This window comes from Mangrovicoccus sp. HB161399, assembly GCF_013184745.1.
Classification (GTDB): Bacteria; Pseudomonadota; Alphaproteobacteria; order Rhodobacterales; family Rhodobacteraceae; genus Mangrovicoccus.
This window is the reverse complement of sequence record NZ_JAATVU010000034.1, coordinates 52,102-64,744: the sequence shown is the minus strand read 5'-3', so window position 1 is coordinate 64,744 and position 12,643 is coordinate 52,102. Positions and strand designations below refer to the sequence as shown.

The 12,643-nt window shown below is 65.6% G+C and carries 22 protein-coding genes, 1 tRNA gene and 1 pseudogene; 22 read left to right on the top strand and 2 right to left on the bottom strand.

Annotation, left to right across the window (positions count from 1 at the left end):
• Window positions 1-14 precede the first annotated feature (14 nt).
• The 18 genes and pseudogenes from HCC78_RS34880 to HCC78_RS18605 all read left to right on the top strand — a co-directional run bounded on the left by HCC78_RS34880 (window position 15) and on the right by HCC78_RS18605 (window position 7,292).
• Window positions 15-230, top strand: a complete 216-nt coding sequence (locus HCC78_RS34880) for an IS3 family transposase (RefSeq protein WP_371743861.1) — start codon at window positions 15-17, stop codon at window positions 228-230.
• Between the two features lie 225 nt (window positions 231-455).
• A pseudogene (locus tag HCC78_RS34875) lies at window positions 456-662 on the top strand (DDE-type integrase/transposase/recombinase); the annotation flags it as partial.
• A 40-nt stretch (window positions 663-702) separates the two neighbouring features.
• Window positions 703-891 (top strand): IS3 family transposase, encoded by a 189-nt coding sequence (locus HCC78_RS18680; RefSeq protein ID WP_172330308.1) that lies wholly within the window; start codon window positions 703-705, stop codon window positions 889-891.
• Between the two features lie 45 nt (window positions 892-936).
• A complete protein-coding gene (locus tag HCC78_RS18675; protein ID WP_172330307.1) occupies window positions 937-1,305 on the top strand; it encodes a hypothetical protein in 369 nt (122 codons plus the stop codon).
• Window positions 1,306-1,389: 84 nt separating this feature from the next.
• A tRNA-Gly gene (locus HCC78_RS18670) sits at window positions 1,390-1,463 on the top strand.
• A gap of 187 nt (window positions 1,464-1,650) precedes the next feature.
• Entirely contained in the window at window positions 1,651-1,860 is a 210-nt protein-coding gene (rpmC, locus tag HCC78_RS18665) for a 50S ribosomal protein L29 (RefSeq protein ID WP_172330306.1), read from the top strand.
• Window positions 1,861-1,863: 3 nt separating this feature from the next.
• The gene (rpsQ, locus tag HCC78_RS18660; protein ID WP_172330305.1) at window positions 1,864-2,097 is read left to right on the top strand and encodes a 30S ribosomal protein S17; all 234 of its coding nucleotides are present in this window, start codon (window positions 1,864-1,866) and stop codon (window positions 2,095-2,097) included.
• A gap of 99 nt (window positions 2,098-2,196) precedes the next feature.
• The gene (rplN, locus tag HCC78_RS18655; protein WP_072708063.1) at window positions 2,197-2,565 is read left to right on the top strand and encodes a 50S ribosomal protein L14; all 369 of its coding nucleotides are present in this window, start codon (window positions 2,197-2,199) and stop codon (window positions 2,563-2,565) included.
• Window position 2,566: 1 nt separating this feature from the next.
• Window positions 2,567-2,872, top strand: coding sequence for a 50S ribosomal protein L24 (rplX, locus tag HCC78_RS18650; RefSeq protein WP_172330304.1), 306 nt, complete (start codon window positions 2,567-2,569; stop codon window positions 2,870-2,872).
• On the top strand, window positions 2,872-3,432 hold the full coding sequence (gene rplE, locus HCC78_RS18645; RefSeq protein ID WP_172330303.1) for a 50S ribosomal protein L5: 561 nt from the start codon (window positions 2,872-2,874) through the stop codon (window positions 3,430-3,432). The genes rplX and rplE overlap by 1 nt, the downstream gene beginning before the upstream one ends.
• Before the next feature lie 16 nt (window positions 3,433-3,448).
• Window positions 3,449-3,754 carry a 30S ribosomal protein S14 gene (rpsN, locus tag HCC78_RS18640; RefSeq protein WP_172330302.1) on the top strand — a complete coding sequence of 102 codons (306 nt, stop codon included), beginning with the start codon at window positions 3,449-3,451 and terminating at the stop codon, window positions 3,752-3,754.
• A 15-nt stretch (window positions 3,755-3,769) separates the two neighbouring features.
• Window positions 3,770-4,162 carry a 30S ribosomal protein S8 gene (gene rpsH / locus HCC78_RS18635; RefSeq protein ID WP_172330301.1) on the top strand — a complete coding sequence of 131 codons (393 nt, stop codon included), beginning with the start codon at window positions 3,770-3,772 and terminating at the stop codon, window positions 4,160-4,162.
• An 11-nt stretch (window positions 4,163-4,173) separates the two neighbouring features.
• On the top strand, window positions 4,174-4,707 hold the full coding sequence (gene rplF, locus HCC78_RS18630; protein ID WP_108258677.1) for a 50S ribosomal protein L6: 534 nt from the start codon (window positions 4,174-4,176) through the stop codon (window positions 4,705-4,707).
• Window positions 4,708-4,718: 11 nt separating this feature from the next.
• On the top strand, window positions 4,719-5,078 hold the full coding sequence (gene rplR, locus HCC78_RS18625; RefSeq protein WP_172330300.1) for a 50S ribosomal protein L18: 360 nt from the start codon (window positions 4,719-4,721) through the stop codon (window positions 5,076-5,078).
• A 149-nt stretch (window positions 5,079-5,227) separates the two neighbouring features.
• A complete protein-coding gene (gene rpsE / locus HCC78_RS18620) occupies window positions 5,228-5,791 on the top strand; it encodes a 30S ribosomal protein S5 (RefSeq protein ID WP_172330299.1) in 564 nt (187 codons plus the stop codon).
• Between the two features lie 11 nt (window positions 5,792-5,802).
• Window positions 5,803-5,991 (top strand): 50S ribosomal protein L30, encoded by a 189-nt coding sequence (gene rpmD / locus HCC78_RS18615; protein ID WP_172330298.1) that lies wholly within the window; start codon window positions 5,803-5,805, stop codon window positions 5,989-5,991.
• 128 nt (window positions 5,992-6,119) lie between these two features.
• Entirely contained in the window at window positions 6,120-6,896 is a 777-nt protein-coding gene (locus HCC78_RS18610; protein WP_172330297.1) for an alpha/beta fold hydrolase, read from the top strand.
• A gap of 87 nt (window positions 6,897-6,983) precedes the next feature.
• Window positions 6,984-7,292 carry a hypothetical protein gene (locus tag HCC78_RS18605; RefSeq protein ID WP_172330296.1) on the top strand — a complete coding sequence of 103 codons (309 nt, stop codon included), beginning with the start codon at window positions 6,984-6,986 and terminating at the stop codon, window positions 7,290-7,292.
• Window positions 7,293-7,294: 2 nt separating this feature from the next.
• Here the strand turns inward: HCC78_RS18605 and HCC78_RS18600 are convergent, their stop codons facing one another.
• Window positions 7,295-7,822 (bottom strand): GNAT family N-acetyltransferase, encoded by a 528-nt coding sequence (locus HCC78_RS18600; RefSeq protein ID WP_172330295.1) that lies wholly within the window; start codon window positions 7,820-7,822, stop codon window positions 7,295-7,297.
• Window positions 7,823-7,896: 74 nt separating this feature from the next.
• The gene (locus tag HCC78_RS18595; protein ID WP_172330294.1) at window positions 7,897-9,039 is read right to left on the bottom strand and encodes a PepSY domain-containing protein; all 1,143 of its coding nucleotides are present in this window, start codon (window positions 9,037-9,039) and stop codon (window positions 7,897-7,899) included.
• A gap of 143 nt (window positions 9,040-9,182) precedes the next feature.
• Here HCC78_RS18595 and HCC78_RS18590 point away from each other — a divergent pair, with 143 nt between their 5' ends.
• The 4 genes from HCC78_RS18590 (at window position 9,183) to HCC78_RS18575 (ending at window position 12,611) form a co-directional block, all read left to right on the top strand.
• Window positions 9,183-9,893, top strand: a complete 711-nt coding sequence (locus HCC78_RS18590) for a VWA domain-containing protein (protein WP_253949246.1) — start codon at window positions 9,183-9,185, stop codon at window positions 9,891-9,893.
• A 159-nt stretch (window positions 9,894-10,052) separates the two neighbouring features.
• Window positions 10,053-10,574: a 50S ribosomal protein L15 gene (gene rplO, locus HCC78_RS18585; RefSeq protein WP_172330293.1), complete on the top strand. Its 522-nt coding sequence runs from the start codon at window positions 10,053-10,055 to the stop codon at window positions 10,572-10,574.
• A 103-nt stretch (window positions 10,575-10,677) separates the two neighbouring features.
• Window positions 10,678-12,033, top strand: a complete 1,356-nt coding sequence (gene secY / locus HCC78_RS18580; protein ID WP_172330292.1) for a preprotein translocase subunit SecY — start codon at window positions 10,678-10,680, stop codon at window positions 12,031-12,033.
• Window positions 12,030-12,611 (top strand): adenylate kinase, encoded by a 582-nt coding sequence (locus HCC78_RS18575; RefSeq protein WP_172330291.1) that lies wholly within the window; start codon window positions 12,030-12,032, stop codon window positions 12,609-12,611. The genes secY and HCC78_RS18575 overlap by 4 nt, the downstream gene beginning before the upstream one ends.
• Window positions 12,612-12,643 lie beyond the last annotated feature (32 nt).

Here is a 12,643-nt window from a genome sequence, read left to right as displayed (position 1 = left end):
CCCGGGACGCCCTGTTGCCGCGGATACGTGCAATCTTCGAGGCCGGCCGCCGGCGATACGGAGCCCCGCGCATCCACGCCGAACTGCGGGACCAAGGCATCCGGGTTGCCCGGAAGACGGTGGCCAAGCTGATGAAAGAGCGAGCCATTGTCCGCCATGGGTCCGAGGGCAATGGCGAGCGATATCCGCCCGCCACGCAAAGGTCGGCAGGTCCCGAGGACGACGGATAGCCGGCACAATCTCGGGTTCGAGCTGGTCCGCGCCAGCGGGCCGGATGATCCGGGGGACCATCCGGAGGCGCAGAACGCCCCGAACCTGCTTAGGCGGAATTTCCGGGCCTCGGAGCCCGATCGCATCTGGCTGGCGGACATCACCTACGTGCCCACGGACGAGGGCTGGCTTTGCCTCGCCGCAGTCAAGGAGTTCGTCATAGTGTCGCCACTGGTCCGAGACCGATGGCGAACGCCACCATGGAGATCGTCGGCTGGTCGATGTCCGAGAGGCTCAAGAGCAGCCTCGCGGTCGAGGCGATGCGCATGGCTCTGCAGAACCGGCGGCCGGCGCCGGGGCTGATCTGTCATTCAGATAGGGGCGTCCAGTACGCGGCCGGTGACTACAGGCGGCTTCTCGATGCCTGGAAAGCCGTCGCCTCGATGAGCCGGAAAGGCAATTGTCTCGAGTTCAAGCTGGTCCGAGCCGATGGTGAGCTTCTTCGGATCGCTGAAGAACGAGCTGGTCCATCGAACCAGGTTCCGGTCGCGCCAGGAGGCAAAGGCCGCGCTGTTCGAATACATCGCGATCTTCTACAATCGCCAGCGCCGCCATTCCAGCATCGGTTACCGCACGCCCGAGCAGACACGGATCGACATGGCCGCCGCGATGGAAGCATAGTGAATATCGCCCCAGTCCGGGATCCGGGGGCAAGGTCAGTTTCAAATGCCCAGTTTTCCGGCTGCAGTGCTGGCAGCCTGCACCTTGTCCTCTGCCCCTGCCTCCGCGATCACCGTGACCGTGCAGGGTGAGGATTGGAATGTCACCACCTGGACCGGCTATTATTGGCTGGACGTTTTCTGGGAAGTGATGGGGCTGACCTACCACGCGCAGGGCTCGGATGCGGGGGCTGTGGATCTCGCATGGTTCACGCCCGATCAACAGGGAACCTACGGGATTGCCGTCCGGGTCGCGGACATGCCGGACGTGCCGCTGCCGGCCGGCGGTGCCATGCTGATCGGTGCACTGGCCGCGGCTGCGGCGCTGCGCGGTGCCGGGCGGGCCGGCGAACGGCCGCAAGGCGCCGCCGCCTGAGCCGGGCCGTACTATCCCGGGCGGCCAAAACTCTGCCTTTGGGCTTGCCTCCCCCGCGGGCTTCTTCTATGTCTCCGGAACGGCGCGGGTATGGTGAAATGGTATCACACGAGCCTTCCAAGCTCTTGGTGTCGGTTCGATTCCGACTACCCGCTCCACTCCCCTCATTTGCATAGCGACAGGGCGCCCGCGGCGCACCGGTCCGGAAAACCGCAGACGGGTACCGGAAAGCCTTGTCACGCTTCCTTCATGCGGGTATAGGGGCCGCTCATTCACCGACTCCACCGGAATCAGAGTGACCTCGAACGCAGGGGGCTCTCCGGTGATTGTGCAAAGGAAAAGGCGATGAACGCCACGGAACTTCGCGAGAAGACCCCGGACCAGCTGCGCGAGCAACTGGCCGATCTGAAGAAAGAAGCCTTCAACCTCCGCTTCCAGCAGGCCACCAGCCAGCTGGAAAACACTGCACGCATGCGCTCCGTCAAGCGCGACGTCGCACGCGTGAAGACCATTCTCAACGAGAAGGCGGCTGCAGCTGCCAAAGCGGAGGCCTGATCCATGCCCAAACGCATCCTGCAAGGTGTCGTCACCAGCGCCGCGAACGAGCAGACCGTCACCGTTTCGGTCGAGCGCCGCTTCAAGCACCCGGTCCTGCAGAAGACCATCCGGAAATCCAAGAAGTACCGGGCGCACGACGAGCAGAACACCTACAAGGCAGGTGACAAGGTCCGCATCATCGAATGCGCGCCGAAGTCGAAGACGAAGCGCTGGGAAGTGCACGGCACCTGGTAAGGCGCCTCGCTTTCAGTTGACTGGATACGACGGGTGCTGTAGCGCACCCCGACATATTCGAAACCCTGGGACTCGTTCCCAAAGGTCGGGAGACTAACCATGATCCAGATGCAGACCAATCTGGATGTCGCTGACAACTCCGGCGCCCGCCGGGTTCAGTGCATCAAGGTCCTCGGCGGTTCGAAGCGGAAATACGCTTCCGTGGGCGACATCATCGTCGTCTCGGTTAAGGAAGCCATTCCGCGGGGCCGCGTGAAGAAGGGTGACGTGCGGAAAGCCGTCGTTGTCCGGACCGCAAAGGAAGTTCGCCGCGAAGATGGCACCGCCATCCGCTTCGACCGCAACGCTGCCGTCATCCTGAACAACAACGGCGAGCCGGTCGGCACCCGTATTTTCGGGCCGGTCGTCCGCGAGCTGCGCGCGAAGAACTTCATGAAGATCATTTCGCTGGCGCCGGAGGTGCTCTGAGATGGCTGCGAAGCTTAAGAAAGGCGACAAGGTCGTCGTCCTTGCCGGCAAGGACAAGGGCAAGCAGGGCGAGATCCAGTCTGTCGATCCGAAGGCCGGCAAGGCCGTCGTCGAGGGCGTGAACATCGCCATCCGCCATACCCGCCAGAGCCAGCAGTCCCAGGGCGGCCGCATCCCGAAGGCGATGCCGATCGATCTGTCGAACCTTGCGCTCCTGGACAGCAACGGCAAGGCCACCCGCGTCGGCTTCCGCGAGGAAGACGGCAAGAAGGTGCGTTTCGCCAAGACCACCGGGGAGACCGTCTGATGCTCGACGTGACCGATTACACCCCGCGCCTCAAGGCCCTGTACCGCAACGAAGTCCGTGCAAAGCTGCAGGAAGAGTTCGGCTACAAGAACGTCATGATGATCCCGCGTCTGGACAAGATCGTCCTGAACATGGGCGTCGGCGAAGCCGTCAACGACACCAAGAAGGTGAAGTCGGCAGCGGAAGATCTGACCGCGATCGCCGGCCAGAAGGCAGTCATCACCAAGGCGAAGAAGTCGATTGCAGGCTTCCGCGTCCGTGAAGGCATGCCGCTGGGCACCAAGGTGACGCTGCGCGGCGACCGCATGTACGAATTCCTCGATCGCCTCATCACGATCGCCATGCCCCGCATCCGCGACTTCCGCGGCGTGTCGGGCAAGTCCTTCGACGGCCGCGGCAACTACGCCACCGGCCTGAAGGAACACATCGTCTTCCCGGAAATCGAGTTCGACAAGGTCGACGCGGTTCGCGGCATGGACATCATCATCTGCACCACCGCTTCGACGGATGCGGAAGCCAAGGCGCTGTTGAAAGCTTTCAACATGCCGTTCAACAGCTAAGGCGAGGATCGAGGACATGGCAAAAAAATCCATGATCGAACGCGAGAAGAAGCGGGAACGCCTGGTGGAGCAGTATGCCGCCAAGCGCGCCGAGCTCAAAGAGATCGCGAATGACGAAAACCGCCCGATGGAAGAGCGCTTCAAGGCACGCCTGAAACTGGCGAAGCTGCCGCGCAACTCCTCGGCAACCCGGCTGCACAACCGCTGCCAGCTCACCGGGCGTCCCCACGCCTACTACCGCAAGCTCAAGGTCTCCCGGATCATGCTGCGCGACCTCGGGTCCGCAGGCCAGATCCCGGGCCTCGTGAAGTCCAGCTGGTAAGGGAGGTTTAAACACATGAACGATCCTCTCGGCGATATGCTCACCCGCATCCGCAACGCCCAGCTGCGCCGCAAGTCGACCGTCGTCACCCCGGCGTCGAAGCTGCGCGCATGGGTTCTCGACGTGCTGGCCGACGAAGGCTACATCCGCGGCTACGAAGCCGTGACCGGCGATGACGGCCACCCGGCCCTCAAGATCAGCCTGAAGTACTTCGAAGGCACTCCGGTCATCCGCGAGCTGAAGCGCGTTTCCACCCCCGGCCGCCGCGTCTACGCCGGCGCCACCGAGATCCCGCAGGTCCGTCAGGGTCTGGGCGTCTCCATCGTCTCCACGCCGAAGGGCGTGATGACCGATGCGAACGCGCGCCAGGCCAATGTCGGCGGCGAAGTTCTCTGCACCGTGTTCTAAGGAGGGCAGAAATGTCTCGTATCGGCAAGAAACCGGTCGCCCTTCCTTCTGGCGTGACCGCAGACATCAAGGGCCAGACGGTCGAAGTGAAGGGTCCGAAAGGGACCCGCAGCTTCACCGCAACGGACCTGGTCAGCCTCGAACTGGAAGACGGCGCCGTCAAGGTGACCCCGGTCAACAAGACCAAGGTTGCGCGGCAGCAGTGGGGCATGACCCGCACCATGGTGGCGAACCTCGTCACCGGCGTGTCGGACGGCTTCAAGAAAGAGCTGGAAATCCAGGGCGTCGGCTACCGTGCCCAGATCCAGGGCAACACCCTGAAGCTGGCGCTCGGCTACTCCCATGACGTGAACTTCGACGTTCCGGCAGGCATCACCGTGACCTGCCCGAAACAGACCGAGATCGTCGTGGAAGGCATCGACCAGCAGCTGGTCGGCCAGGTCGCAGCCAACATCCGCGAGTGGCGGGGACCCGAGCCCTACAAGGGCAAGGGCATCCGTTACAAGGGCGAGTTCATCTTCCGCAAGGAAGGCAAGAAGAAGTAAGGACGGGCAACATGGCCAACAGCAAACGAGAGCTGTTCCTGAAGCGCCGGTTGCGCGTTCGGAACAAACTGCGGAAAATGGCAAACGGGCGTGCGCGCCTGTCGGTCTTCCGTTCGAACAAGAACATCAGCGTCCAGCTGATCGACGACGTCCAGGGCATCACCCTGGCCTCCGCCTCGACCCTCGAGAAGGATCTTGGTCTGGCAGGCAAGAACAACGTCGAAGCCGCAGCCAAGGTCGGCGCCCTGATTGCAGAGCGTGCCAAGGCGAAGGGCGTGGAAGAGTGCTACTTCGACCGTGGCGGCTTCCTGTTCCACGGCAAGGTGAAGGCTCTGGCCGACGCCGCACGCGAAGGCGGTCTGAAGTTCTGATCGCGCGCCCTCCGGGGCGTGCCTTCATTGCAGGACCTGTGCAGGCAGCGCCATCGGCGCTGCCTCGATGATCCGGGAGCCGGGCCACGGCCCGCTCACCTGGATTGGACCAAGACGGCGCCTGGCGCCTGAAACAAGGAAATTGCCACATGGCAGAACGTGAAAACCGCCGGGACCGCCGCGACCGCGACGAGGCACCGGAATTCGCAGATCGCCTGGTCGCGATCAACCGCGTCTCCAAGACGGTCAAGGGCGGCAAGCGCTTCGGCTTCGCAGCACTCGTCGTCGTCGGCGACCAGAAGGGCCGCGTCGGCTTCGGCAAGGGCAAGGCGAAGGAGGTCCCCGAGGCCATCCGCAAGGCCACCGAGCAGGCGAAGCGCCAGATGATCCGCGTGCCGCTGAAGGAAGGCCGGACGCTGCACCACGACATCGAGGGCCGCCACGGTGCGGGCCGCGTCGTCATGCGCACCGCCCCGCACGGTACCGGCATCATCGCCGGCGGTCCGATGCGCGCCGTGTTCGAGATGCTGGGCATCCACGACGTGGTCGCGAAGTCGATCGGCTCGCAGAACCCCTACAACATGATCCGCGCCACGCTGAACGGTCTCGGCCGCGAAGCAAGCCCGCGCCAGGTTGCGCAGCGCCGCGGCAAGAAAGTCGCCGACATCCTTCCCAAGAAGGACGAAGCGGTGGCCGAAACGGCTGACGCATAAGGAGCGGACCCATGGCGAAAACCATCGTTGTCAAGCAGATCGGTTCCCCGATCCGCCGCCCGGAAATCCAGCGCAAGACGCTGATCGGCCTGGGCCTCAACAAGATGCACAAGACTCGCGAGCTGGAGGACACCCCCTCCGTGCGCGGCATGATCAACAAGATCCCGCATCTGGTCGAGATCATCGAAGAGCGCGGCTGAGCCCCTCTCCGACCTCGAATCCGAACGCCCCGGCCCCAGTGCCGGGGCGTTCTGCTTTCTGCCGAGTGCAAGCCCGGAACCCCTGATCCCGCTGCGCGTTCGCCCTGCAACGAGACAGGAGAGACCCGGTGTCCACGCTTCGCCAGATCGACATTTCCCATCGCGGCCTGACGCTCTACGGAGCCTTCTATCCGGCCGACCGCAGCCCGATGGGCTCCGTCATGCTCGTCCACGGGTTTTCCGGAAACCGGATCGGCCCGGGGCGGCTGCTTTCGGATTTCGCCCGCCGCCTGCAAGCCGAGGGTTTTGCCGTCTTCGCCTTCGACCGTGCCGGCCACGGCGAGAGCGAGGGGGCCTTCGCCGACATTTCCGTGCCCGACGAGATCGACCAGCTTTCGGCGATGCTAGACTACGCGCAGGGTCCGTCCCGCGCGCAGGTCCACCTGGCCGGCCATTCGCTGGGCGCCATGGAAGCGGCCTGCCTGGCTGCCCGGCGGCCGTCCGACATCGCGAGCCTGCATCTCTGGGCGCCCGCCGCCAATTTTGCCGACGAGATCCGCGCGGGCCATATCCGGGGCCGAAGCCTCGCACCGCTGGATGCGGGCCGCACCTTCGATTTCAACGGCCAGGCGCTGGGGGCGGCCTTCCGCGAGGCGGCGCTGGATTTCGATCCGCTCGAGGGGTCCGATCGCATCTCCTGTCCGGTGACCCTGCATCACGGCAGCGAGGATGCGATCGTGCCGCCATCGGTGTCCGAGACCTACCTGATGCGGATTCCCCAGGCGGTGCGGCGGCTCTACCCGATGGCCGACCACGCCTTCGCGCAGGTCGGCCAGCGCGGGATGCTGCATGACGCGACGCTGGGCGCGATCCTCGGGGCGGCCCGAGAACGGCAGGCGGCCTGAGACGCGGACCGTCCGCCCTTCCGCCCTTCCGCCCGGCGCCGGCACGGGCTAGGTAACCCCCTACAACGGAAAGAAGCGAGCAGTGCCATGTACGACATGAAGGCGGCGATGACGGCCGCGCGAACCTGGCAGGAATTCACCCTGTCCTACAGCCGCATGATGTTCTCCGCCTCGGCGGTCATCCAGCAACGGACGATGCAGATGGCCCTCGGCACGATGCGCCCCGAAGAGGCGGCGCGGATGGTGATGGAGAAACCGGCAGCCTTCGCGAAGTCCTTCGAGATGGCGGTGCGCGCCACTGCAGGAAGCAAGGGGACGGCTGCGGCGATGCTGGCGGCGATGCGCCCGATAGAGGCCAAGACCCGCGCCAACAGCCGGCGGCTGGCCAAGCGCTGAGCTCAGTCTTCGGGACCGAAATCAAGTCGGGCGAGGCGCAGCGAGAAATCGTCGGGATCGAGCGACAGGCTCATCCCCAGCCGCTTGGCGAGGCCCAGCATCCAGCTGTTGTCGCCCGAGATGCTGCCCCAGACGCCGGTCGCCCCGCGGCTGCGCGCGACGCCGATCACCGCCTCCAGCGATTGCCGGGCCAGCCCCATGCCCTCGGCTTCCGGCCGGAGCGAGACCGAGAATTCGGCCGGTTCGCCGCGTTCCAGATCGGTGATGCGGGCGCCGCCGAGGATGTCGCCCTCGAGCGGGCCGCGCCCTTCAACCACGAGGCAGACCGTGTGGCGCGGATTGGGGCGGCAGAACTCCGCCGCCATCTCCGGCGTCAGATGCGGCACCGGGTGGAGCAGCCGGAACCAGCGGTTCCGGGGCGGCATCGCCTCGAAGCCGCGGATCAGGGACGGCGCGTCGTCCTGCCGGATCGGCCGCAGCGTGTAGGGCGTCCCGTCGGTGGCATGGATGACCCGGGGCGGGGGCGGCATCTCGGTCTCCTGCTTGGTTGCGGAGCCGATGATAGCGCCGGTCGCCGGGTCATGCACGCCGCACCGCGGCCCCCTCAGGCGGCAGCGCGCGCCCTGGCCTTGCGCCGCATCCGGCCCAACCTGCGCAGGCCCAGCGAAAAGCCGGTATAGACCAGCATCATCGCGGCGATGCAGGCGAGCCCGGCGGCGGTCTGGCCGAGGATGCCGTAGACCTCGCCGGTATGGACGAAGCGGAACCAGATGCGCAGGCGCGTGCCAAGGCTCTGTGCCTCCGCTCCGCTGCGGGCGACGGCAGCCCCGGTTTCCCTGTCGATCACCAGCGTTTCGCGCAGGCCGGCCTGTCGGCCGTTGCCCCGGTCCATGGAGAACCCGGCATAGCGGGCATCTGCGGCGGGCAGGGTCAGCGCCGCGGTCTTCCAGCCCGGGACCAGCGCGCCCGCAGCGGCATAGAGGGCATCAGCATCGAGCGGCGCGGCCTCGCCGAGCGTTTCGGAGGCCAGCGAGGCCGGCATTGCGCCGCCGCCCGCACCCCGGCCGGCCGGGGCGGTTTCGCCGGCAGCGGCGAAGACGAGGTTCGACGCCCATGGATAGGTGATCACGACGCCAGACAGTACGACGAGGAAGAGCGGCACCAGCGCCCAGGCACCGAAGACATGGTGCCAGTTGAAGTGGCGGGCCTGCGCGGTCGGCAGCCCGCGGCGCAGCAGCAGCCGCAGCTTGACTTGCGACCAGCGCATCACCGGCGGAAGCCACAGGTACATCCCCGACGCGACGAGGAACAGGAAGGCGAGATTGGCGGCACCGTTGATCGCGCCGCCGGTGTCGGACGGACCGGAAACGCTGAGCCAGCGGTGGAGGAACGTCACCTGCCGGAAGAATGCCTCGGCTCCGGCGCCTGCCTCCTCCATCGGTGCCCCGCTATAGGGATCGAGCCGCGTGCCGCTCCGCCCGGCGCGCACCTCCGCGGGCACGGACGGGTCCGAGTGCAGCACCAGCGTCTGGCCCGGCTGCGCCCCGGCGGCCGCAGCGGCGGCCAGCATGGCATTTGCATCGAGCGGTGCGGCCCCGGCCGGCGCCTCTACCGCGGACCGCACGGCGAACTCGGTGATCTGCGCCTCGTAGGTCAGCAGGAGTCCGGTGGCGGACATCAGGAAAATGAAAATGCCGGCAAGCGCGCCGGCGGCGAAATGCGCCCAGAAAAGGATTTTCCGAAACATCACTGGCCTTTCGAACTGTTCCGGCTCTGCAACGGGCGGGCGGGGCGGTTCCGTCGCGAAAAGTTTCGGCAAATCGCGGCATCCTGCGAAAGTCGCAGAACAGGAGGCTTGCCCGGAGGCCGGCGCGGGAGCAGAGTTTTCCCATGCGCATGCTGTATCTGGCCCTTGCACCGATCCTGGCCCTGATCCTGCCGTCTGCCCTTTCCGCCCAGGAATGCAGCCGAGACGCGATGGTCGTATTCGACGGCTCGGGATCGATGTCGGAAATGGGCTTCAACCAGCTGTCGGAGCCGCGCATCTTCGAGGCCCGCAGGGCGCTGAGAATGGTGATGCCGCGGCTCGACGGGCTGCGGCGGATCGGGCTGATGATCTACGGGCCCGGGGCAGGGGCGACCTGCGAGAACATCGAGCTGCGCTTTCCGCCAATCCCGGATGCATCCGGCCCGGTGATCGATGCCGTCGAGGCGCTGCAGCCGGACGGCGAGACGCCGCTGACCGAAGCGGTCCGGAGGGCCGCCGCGCTGCTGGCCAACGACGGCGGCACCGGCGACGTGGTCCTGGTCACCGACGGCAAGGAGACCTGCGGCGGCGCCCCCTGCGAGCTGGCCGCCTACCTCGCGAAGGAGCATCCCGGGCTGAAGGTCCATGTCATCGGCTACAAGGTGCGGGGCGAGCGGTTCCTGTGGGACAAGGAAGCCTCGAACGACTATACCGACGCGCAGTCTCCGGCGCGCTGCCTGGCCGAGCAGACGGGGGGGCAGTACATCTCGGCCGAGACGGTCGAGCAGCTGGTCGCGGCGCTGCAGGTGACGCTGGGCTGTCCGCTCTACGGGATGCTCGATCCGGCCGATTGAGCCCTTCCTGCAAAGGGCGCGGAGCCGCCAAGACCCTTGATCCCGCCGGCAACCGGCGATATAGGCGCGCGGTGGTCCGAACGGATCCGAATCCATAATCAAGAAGAGCCGTGGCTGATCCATCCGCTTCAGGGGTCATGTCCGGCAAGGAGAAGCGACATGAAACTTCACGAACTGCGCGACAATCCCGGCGCCGCAAAGAAAGCCAAGCGCATCGGCCGTGGTCCGGGCTCCGGCAAGGGCAAGATGGGCGGCCGCGGCATCAAGGGCCAGAAATCCCGTTCGGGCGTGGCGATCAATGCCTATGAAGGCGGCCAGATGCCGCTCTACATGCGCCTTCCGAAGCGCGGCTTCAACAAGCCGAACCGGAAGTCCTACGCCGTCGTCAACCTGGGCGTGCTGCAGAAATTTATCGAGGCCGGCAAGATCGACGCTGCCCAGCCGGTGACCGAGGACGTCCTGATCGCATCGGGCCTGGTGCGCCGCAAGCTCGACGGCATCCGCGTCCTGGGCAAGCTGGCCGGCACCGTGGACGAGGCAGGCAACCTGACCGAGACCGCATTCGCCCAGAAGATCGACCTGCAGGTCACCGCGGTTTCCGCATCGGCGAAAGAGCTGGTCGAGAAGGCCGGCGGTTCCGTCACCACCGCTCCGGCGGCGGCCCCTGCGGCAGACGCTTAATTGCTTGTGAGCGGGGCAGGCCCCGCTTACTACTTCCACAGGTTTTCCAAGCGCCGCCGACCGGAAACCGGTTAGGCGGCGCTGTCGTTACAAGAGAGGCGCAATGGCTTCAGCAGCGGAACAGATGGCGCAGAATCTCAGTTGGGGGGCCTTCGGCAAGGCAACCGAGCTGCGCCAGCGGATCCTATTCACCATCGGTCTCCTGATCGTCTACCGGCTGGGCACCTACATCCCGGTTCCCGGCATCGACGGCGCGGAACTGCGGGCCTTCATGGAGCAGGCGACCTCCGGGATCGGCGGCGTCCTGAACATGTTCACCGGCGGCGCGATCAGCCGGATGGGCATCTTCGCCCTCGGCATCATGCCCTACATCTCGGCCTCGATCATCGTCCAGCTCCTGGGCTCGATGTGGGAGCCGCTGATGAACCTCAAGAAAGAGGGCGAGGCGGGCCGCAAGAAGCTGAACCAGTACACCCGCTACGGCACGGTCGCGCTGGCTCTGGTGCAATCCTACGGCCTGGCAATGTCGATCGAGTCCGGCGGGCTTGCCCACGATCCGGGCTGGTTCTTCCGCGTCGGCTGCATGATCACGCTGGTCGGCGGCACCATGTTCCTGATGTGGCTGGGCGAGCAGATCACCGCCCGCGGCATCGGCAACGGCATTTCGCTGATCATCTTCGTCGGCATCATCGCCGAGGTTCCGGCCGCCCTGGCCCAGTTCTTCACCCAGGGCCGGGCAGGCGTCGTCAGCCCCGGCACGATCTTCCTGGTGATCGCGATGATCGTCGTCACGATCGGCTTCGTGGTCTTCATGGAGCGGGCGCTGCGCAAGGTGCACATCCAGTACCCGCGCCGCCAGGTCGGGATGAAGATGTATGACGGCGGCTCCAGCCACCTGCCGATCAAGGTGAACCCGGCAGGCGTCATCCCGGCGATCTTCGCCTCGTCGCTGCTTCTGCTGCCGACCACGCTGGCGACCTTCTCGGGCTCCCAGACAGGTCCGGTGATGTCGACGATCCTGGCCTATTTCGGTCCCGGCCAGCCGCTGTATTTACTCTTTTTTACAGCGATGATCGTTTTCTTCACTTACTTTTACACGCAGAATGTGGCATTCAAGACCGAAGATGTTGCGGACAACCTGAAGAATCAGGGTGGCTTCGTTCCGGGGATTCGGCCCGGAAAGCGGACCGCGGAATATCTTGACTACGTGGTCGTGCGACTTCTTGTCCTCGGATCCGCGTATTTGGCGCTTGTTTGCCTCCTTCCCGAAGTCATGCGGTCGCAGTTGAGCATTCCCTTCTACTTTGGGGGGACTTCCGTCCTTATTGTCGTCTCCGTTACGATGGACACGATCCAGCAGGTCCAGTCGCACCTTCTGGCGCACCAGTACGAAGGCCTGATCGAGAAGTCACAGCTCCGGGGAAAGAGGCGGAGCAAAAAAGGGACGAGACGCAAATGAACATCATCCTTCTTGGACCGCCGGGCGCGGGCAAGGGCACCCAGGCCCAGCGGCTGATTGACAGCCAGGGCATGGTCCAGCTTTCCACCGGCGACATGCTGCGCGCCGCCGTGAAGGCCGGGACCGAAATCGGCCTCAAGGCCAAGGCGGTCATGGATGCCGGCGACCTGGTCTCGGACGAGATCGTCATCGGCGTCGTGTCGGAGCGTCTTGACCAGGATGACGTCCAGGCGTCGAACGGCGTGATCTTCGACGGTTTCCCGCGGACTTCGGCCCAGGCCGAGGCGCTGGACAAGCTGCTGGCCGACAAGGGCATGAGCCTCGACGCCGTGGTCGAGATGCAGGTCCCGGACGAGCTGCTCGTCGGCCGCATCGAGAAGCGCGCCGCCGAGAGCGGCGGCACCCGCGCCGACGACAATGCCGAGACCCTGAAGAAGCGCCTGGTGAACTACCACAAGGACACCGCACCGCTGGTCGACTACTACCGCGGCACCGGCAAGCTGAAGACCGTCAATGGCGACCAGGCCATGGACGAGGTCACGGCCGCCATTCTGGGCGCACTGTCCGTCTCGGCCTGACGCGGCTCCGCAGGAACAGGATCAAGGGCCCT

Bases quoted from the DNA above. Each gene is read 5' to 3' on its own strand.
- HCC78_RS18675 (WP_172330307.1), top strand. From the start codon at position 937: ATGCCCAGTTTTCCGGCTGCAGTGCTGGCAGCCTGCACCTTGTCCTCT.
- rpmC (WP_172330306.1), top strand. From the start codon at position 1,651: ATGAACGCCACGGAACTTCGCGAGAAGACCCCGGACCAGCTGCGCGAG.
- rpsQ (WP_172330305.1), top strand. From the start codon at position 1,864: ATGCCCAAACGCATCCTGCAAGGTGTCGTCACCAGCGCCGCGAACGAG.
- rplN (WP_072708063.1), top strand. From the start codon at position 2,197: ATGATCCAGATGCAGACCAATCTGGATGTCGCTGACAACTCCGGCGCC.
- rplX (WP_172330304.1), top strand. From the start codon at position 2,567: ATGGCTGCGAAGCTTAAGAAAGGCGACAAGGTCGTCGTCCTTGCCGGC.
- rplE (WP_172330303.1), top strand. From the start codon at position 2,872: ATGCTCGACGTGACCGATTACACCCCGCGCCTCAAGGCCCTGTACCGC.
- rpsN (WP_172330302.1), top strand. From the start codon at position 3,449: ATGGCAAAAAAATCCATGATCGAACGCGAGAAGAAGCGGGAACGCCTG.
- rpsH (WP_172330301.1), top strand. From the start codon at position 3,770: ATGAACGATCCTCTCGGCGATATGCTCACCCGCATCCGCAACGCCCAG.
- rplF (WP_108258677.1), top strand. From the start codon at position 4,174: ATGTCTCGTATCGGCAAGAAACCGGTCGCCCTTCCTTCTGGCGTGACC.
- rplR (WP_172330300.1), top strand. From the start codon at position 4,719: ATGGCCAACAGCAAACGAGAGCTGTTCCTGAAGCGCCGGTTGCGCGTT.
- rpsE (WP_172330299.1), top strand. From the start codon at position 5,228: ATGGCAGAACGTGAAAACCGCCGGGACCGCCGCGACCGCGACGAGGCA.
- rpmD (WP_172330298.1), top strand. From the start codon at position 5,803: ATGGCGAAAACCATCGTTGTCAAGCAGATCGGTTCCCCGATCCGCCGC.
- HCC78_RS18605 (WP_172330296.1), top strand. From the start codon at position 6,984: ATGTACGACATGAAGGCGGCGATGACGGCCGCGCGAACCTGGCAGGAA.
- HCC78_RS18600 (WP_172330295.1), bottom strand. From the start codon at position 7,822: ATGCCGCCCCCGCCCCGGGTCATCCATGCCACCGACGGGACGCCCTAC.
- HCC78_RS18595 (WP_172330294.1), bottom strand. From the start codon at position 9,039: ATGTTTCGGAAAATCCTTTTCTGGGCGCATTTCGCCGCCGGCGCGCTT.
- HCC78_RS18590 (WP_253949246.1), top strand. From the start codon at position 9,183: ATGCGCATGCTGTATCTGGCCCTTGCACCGATCCTGGCCCTGATCCTG.
- rplO (WP_172330293.1), top strand. From the start codon at position 10,053: ATGAAACTTCACGAACTGCGCGACAATCCCGGCGCCGCAAAGAAAGCC.
- secY (WP_172330292.1), top strand. From the start codon at position 10,678: ATGGCTTCAGCAGCGGAACAGATGGCGCAGAATCTCAGTTGGGGGGCC.
- HCC78_RS18575 (WP_172330291.1), top strand. From the start codon at position 12,030: ATGAACATCATCCTTCTTGGACCGCCGGGCGCGGGCAAGGGCACCCAG.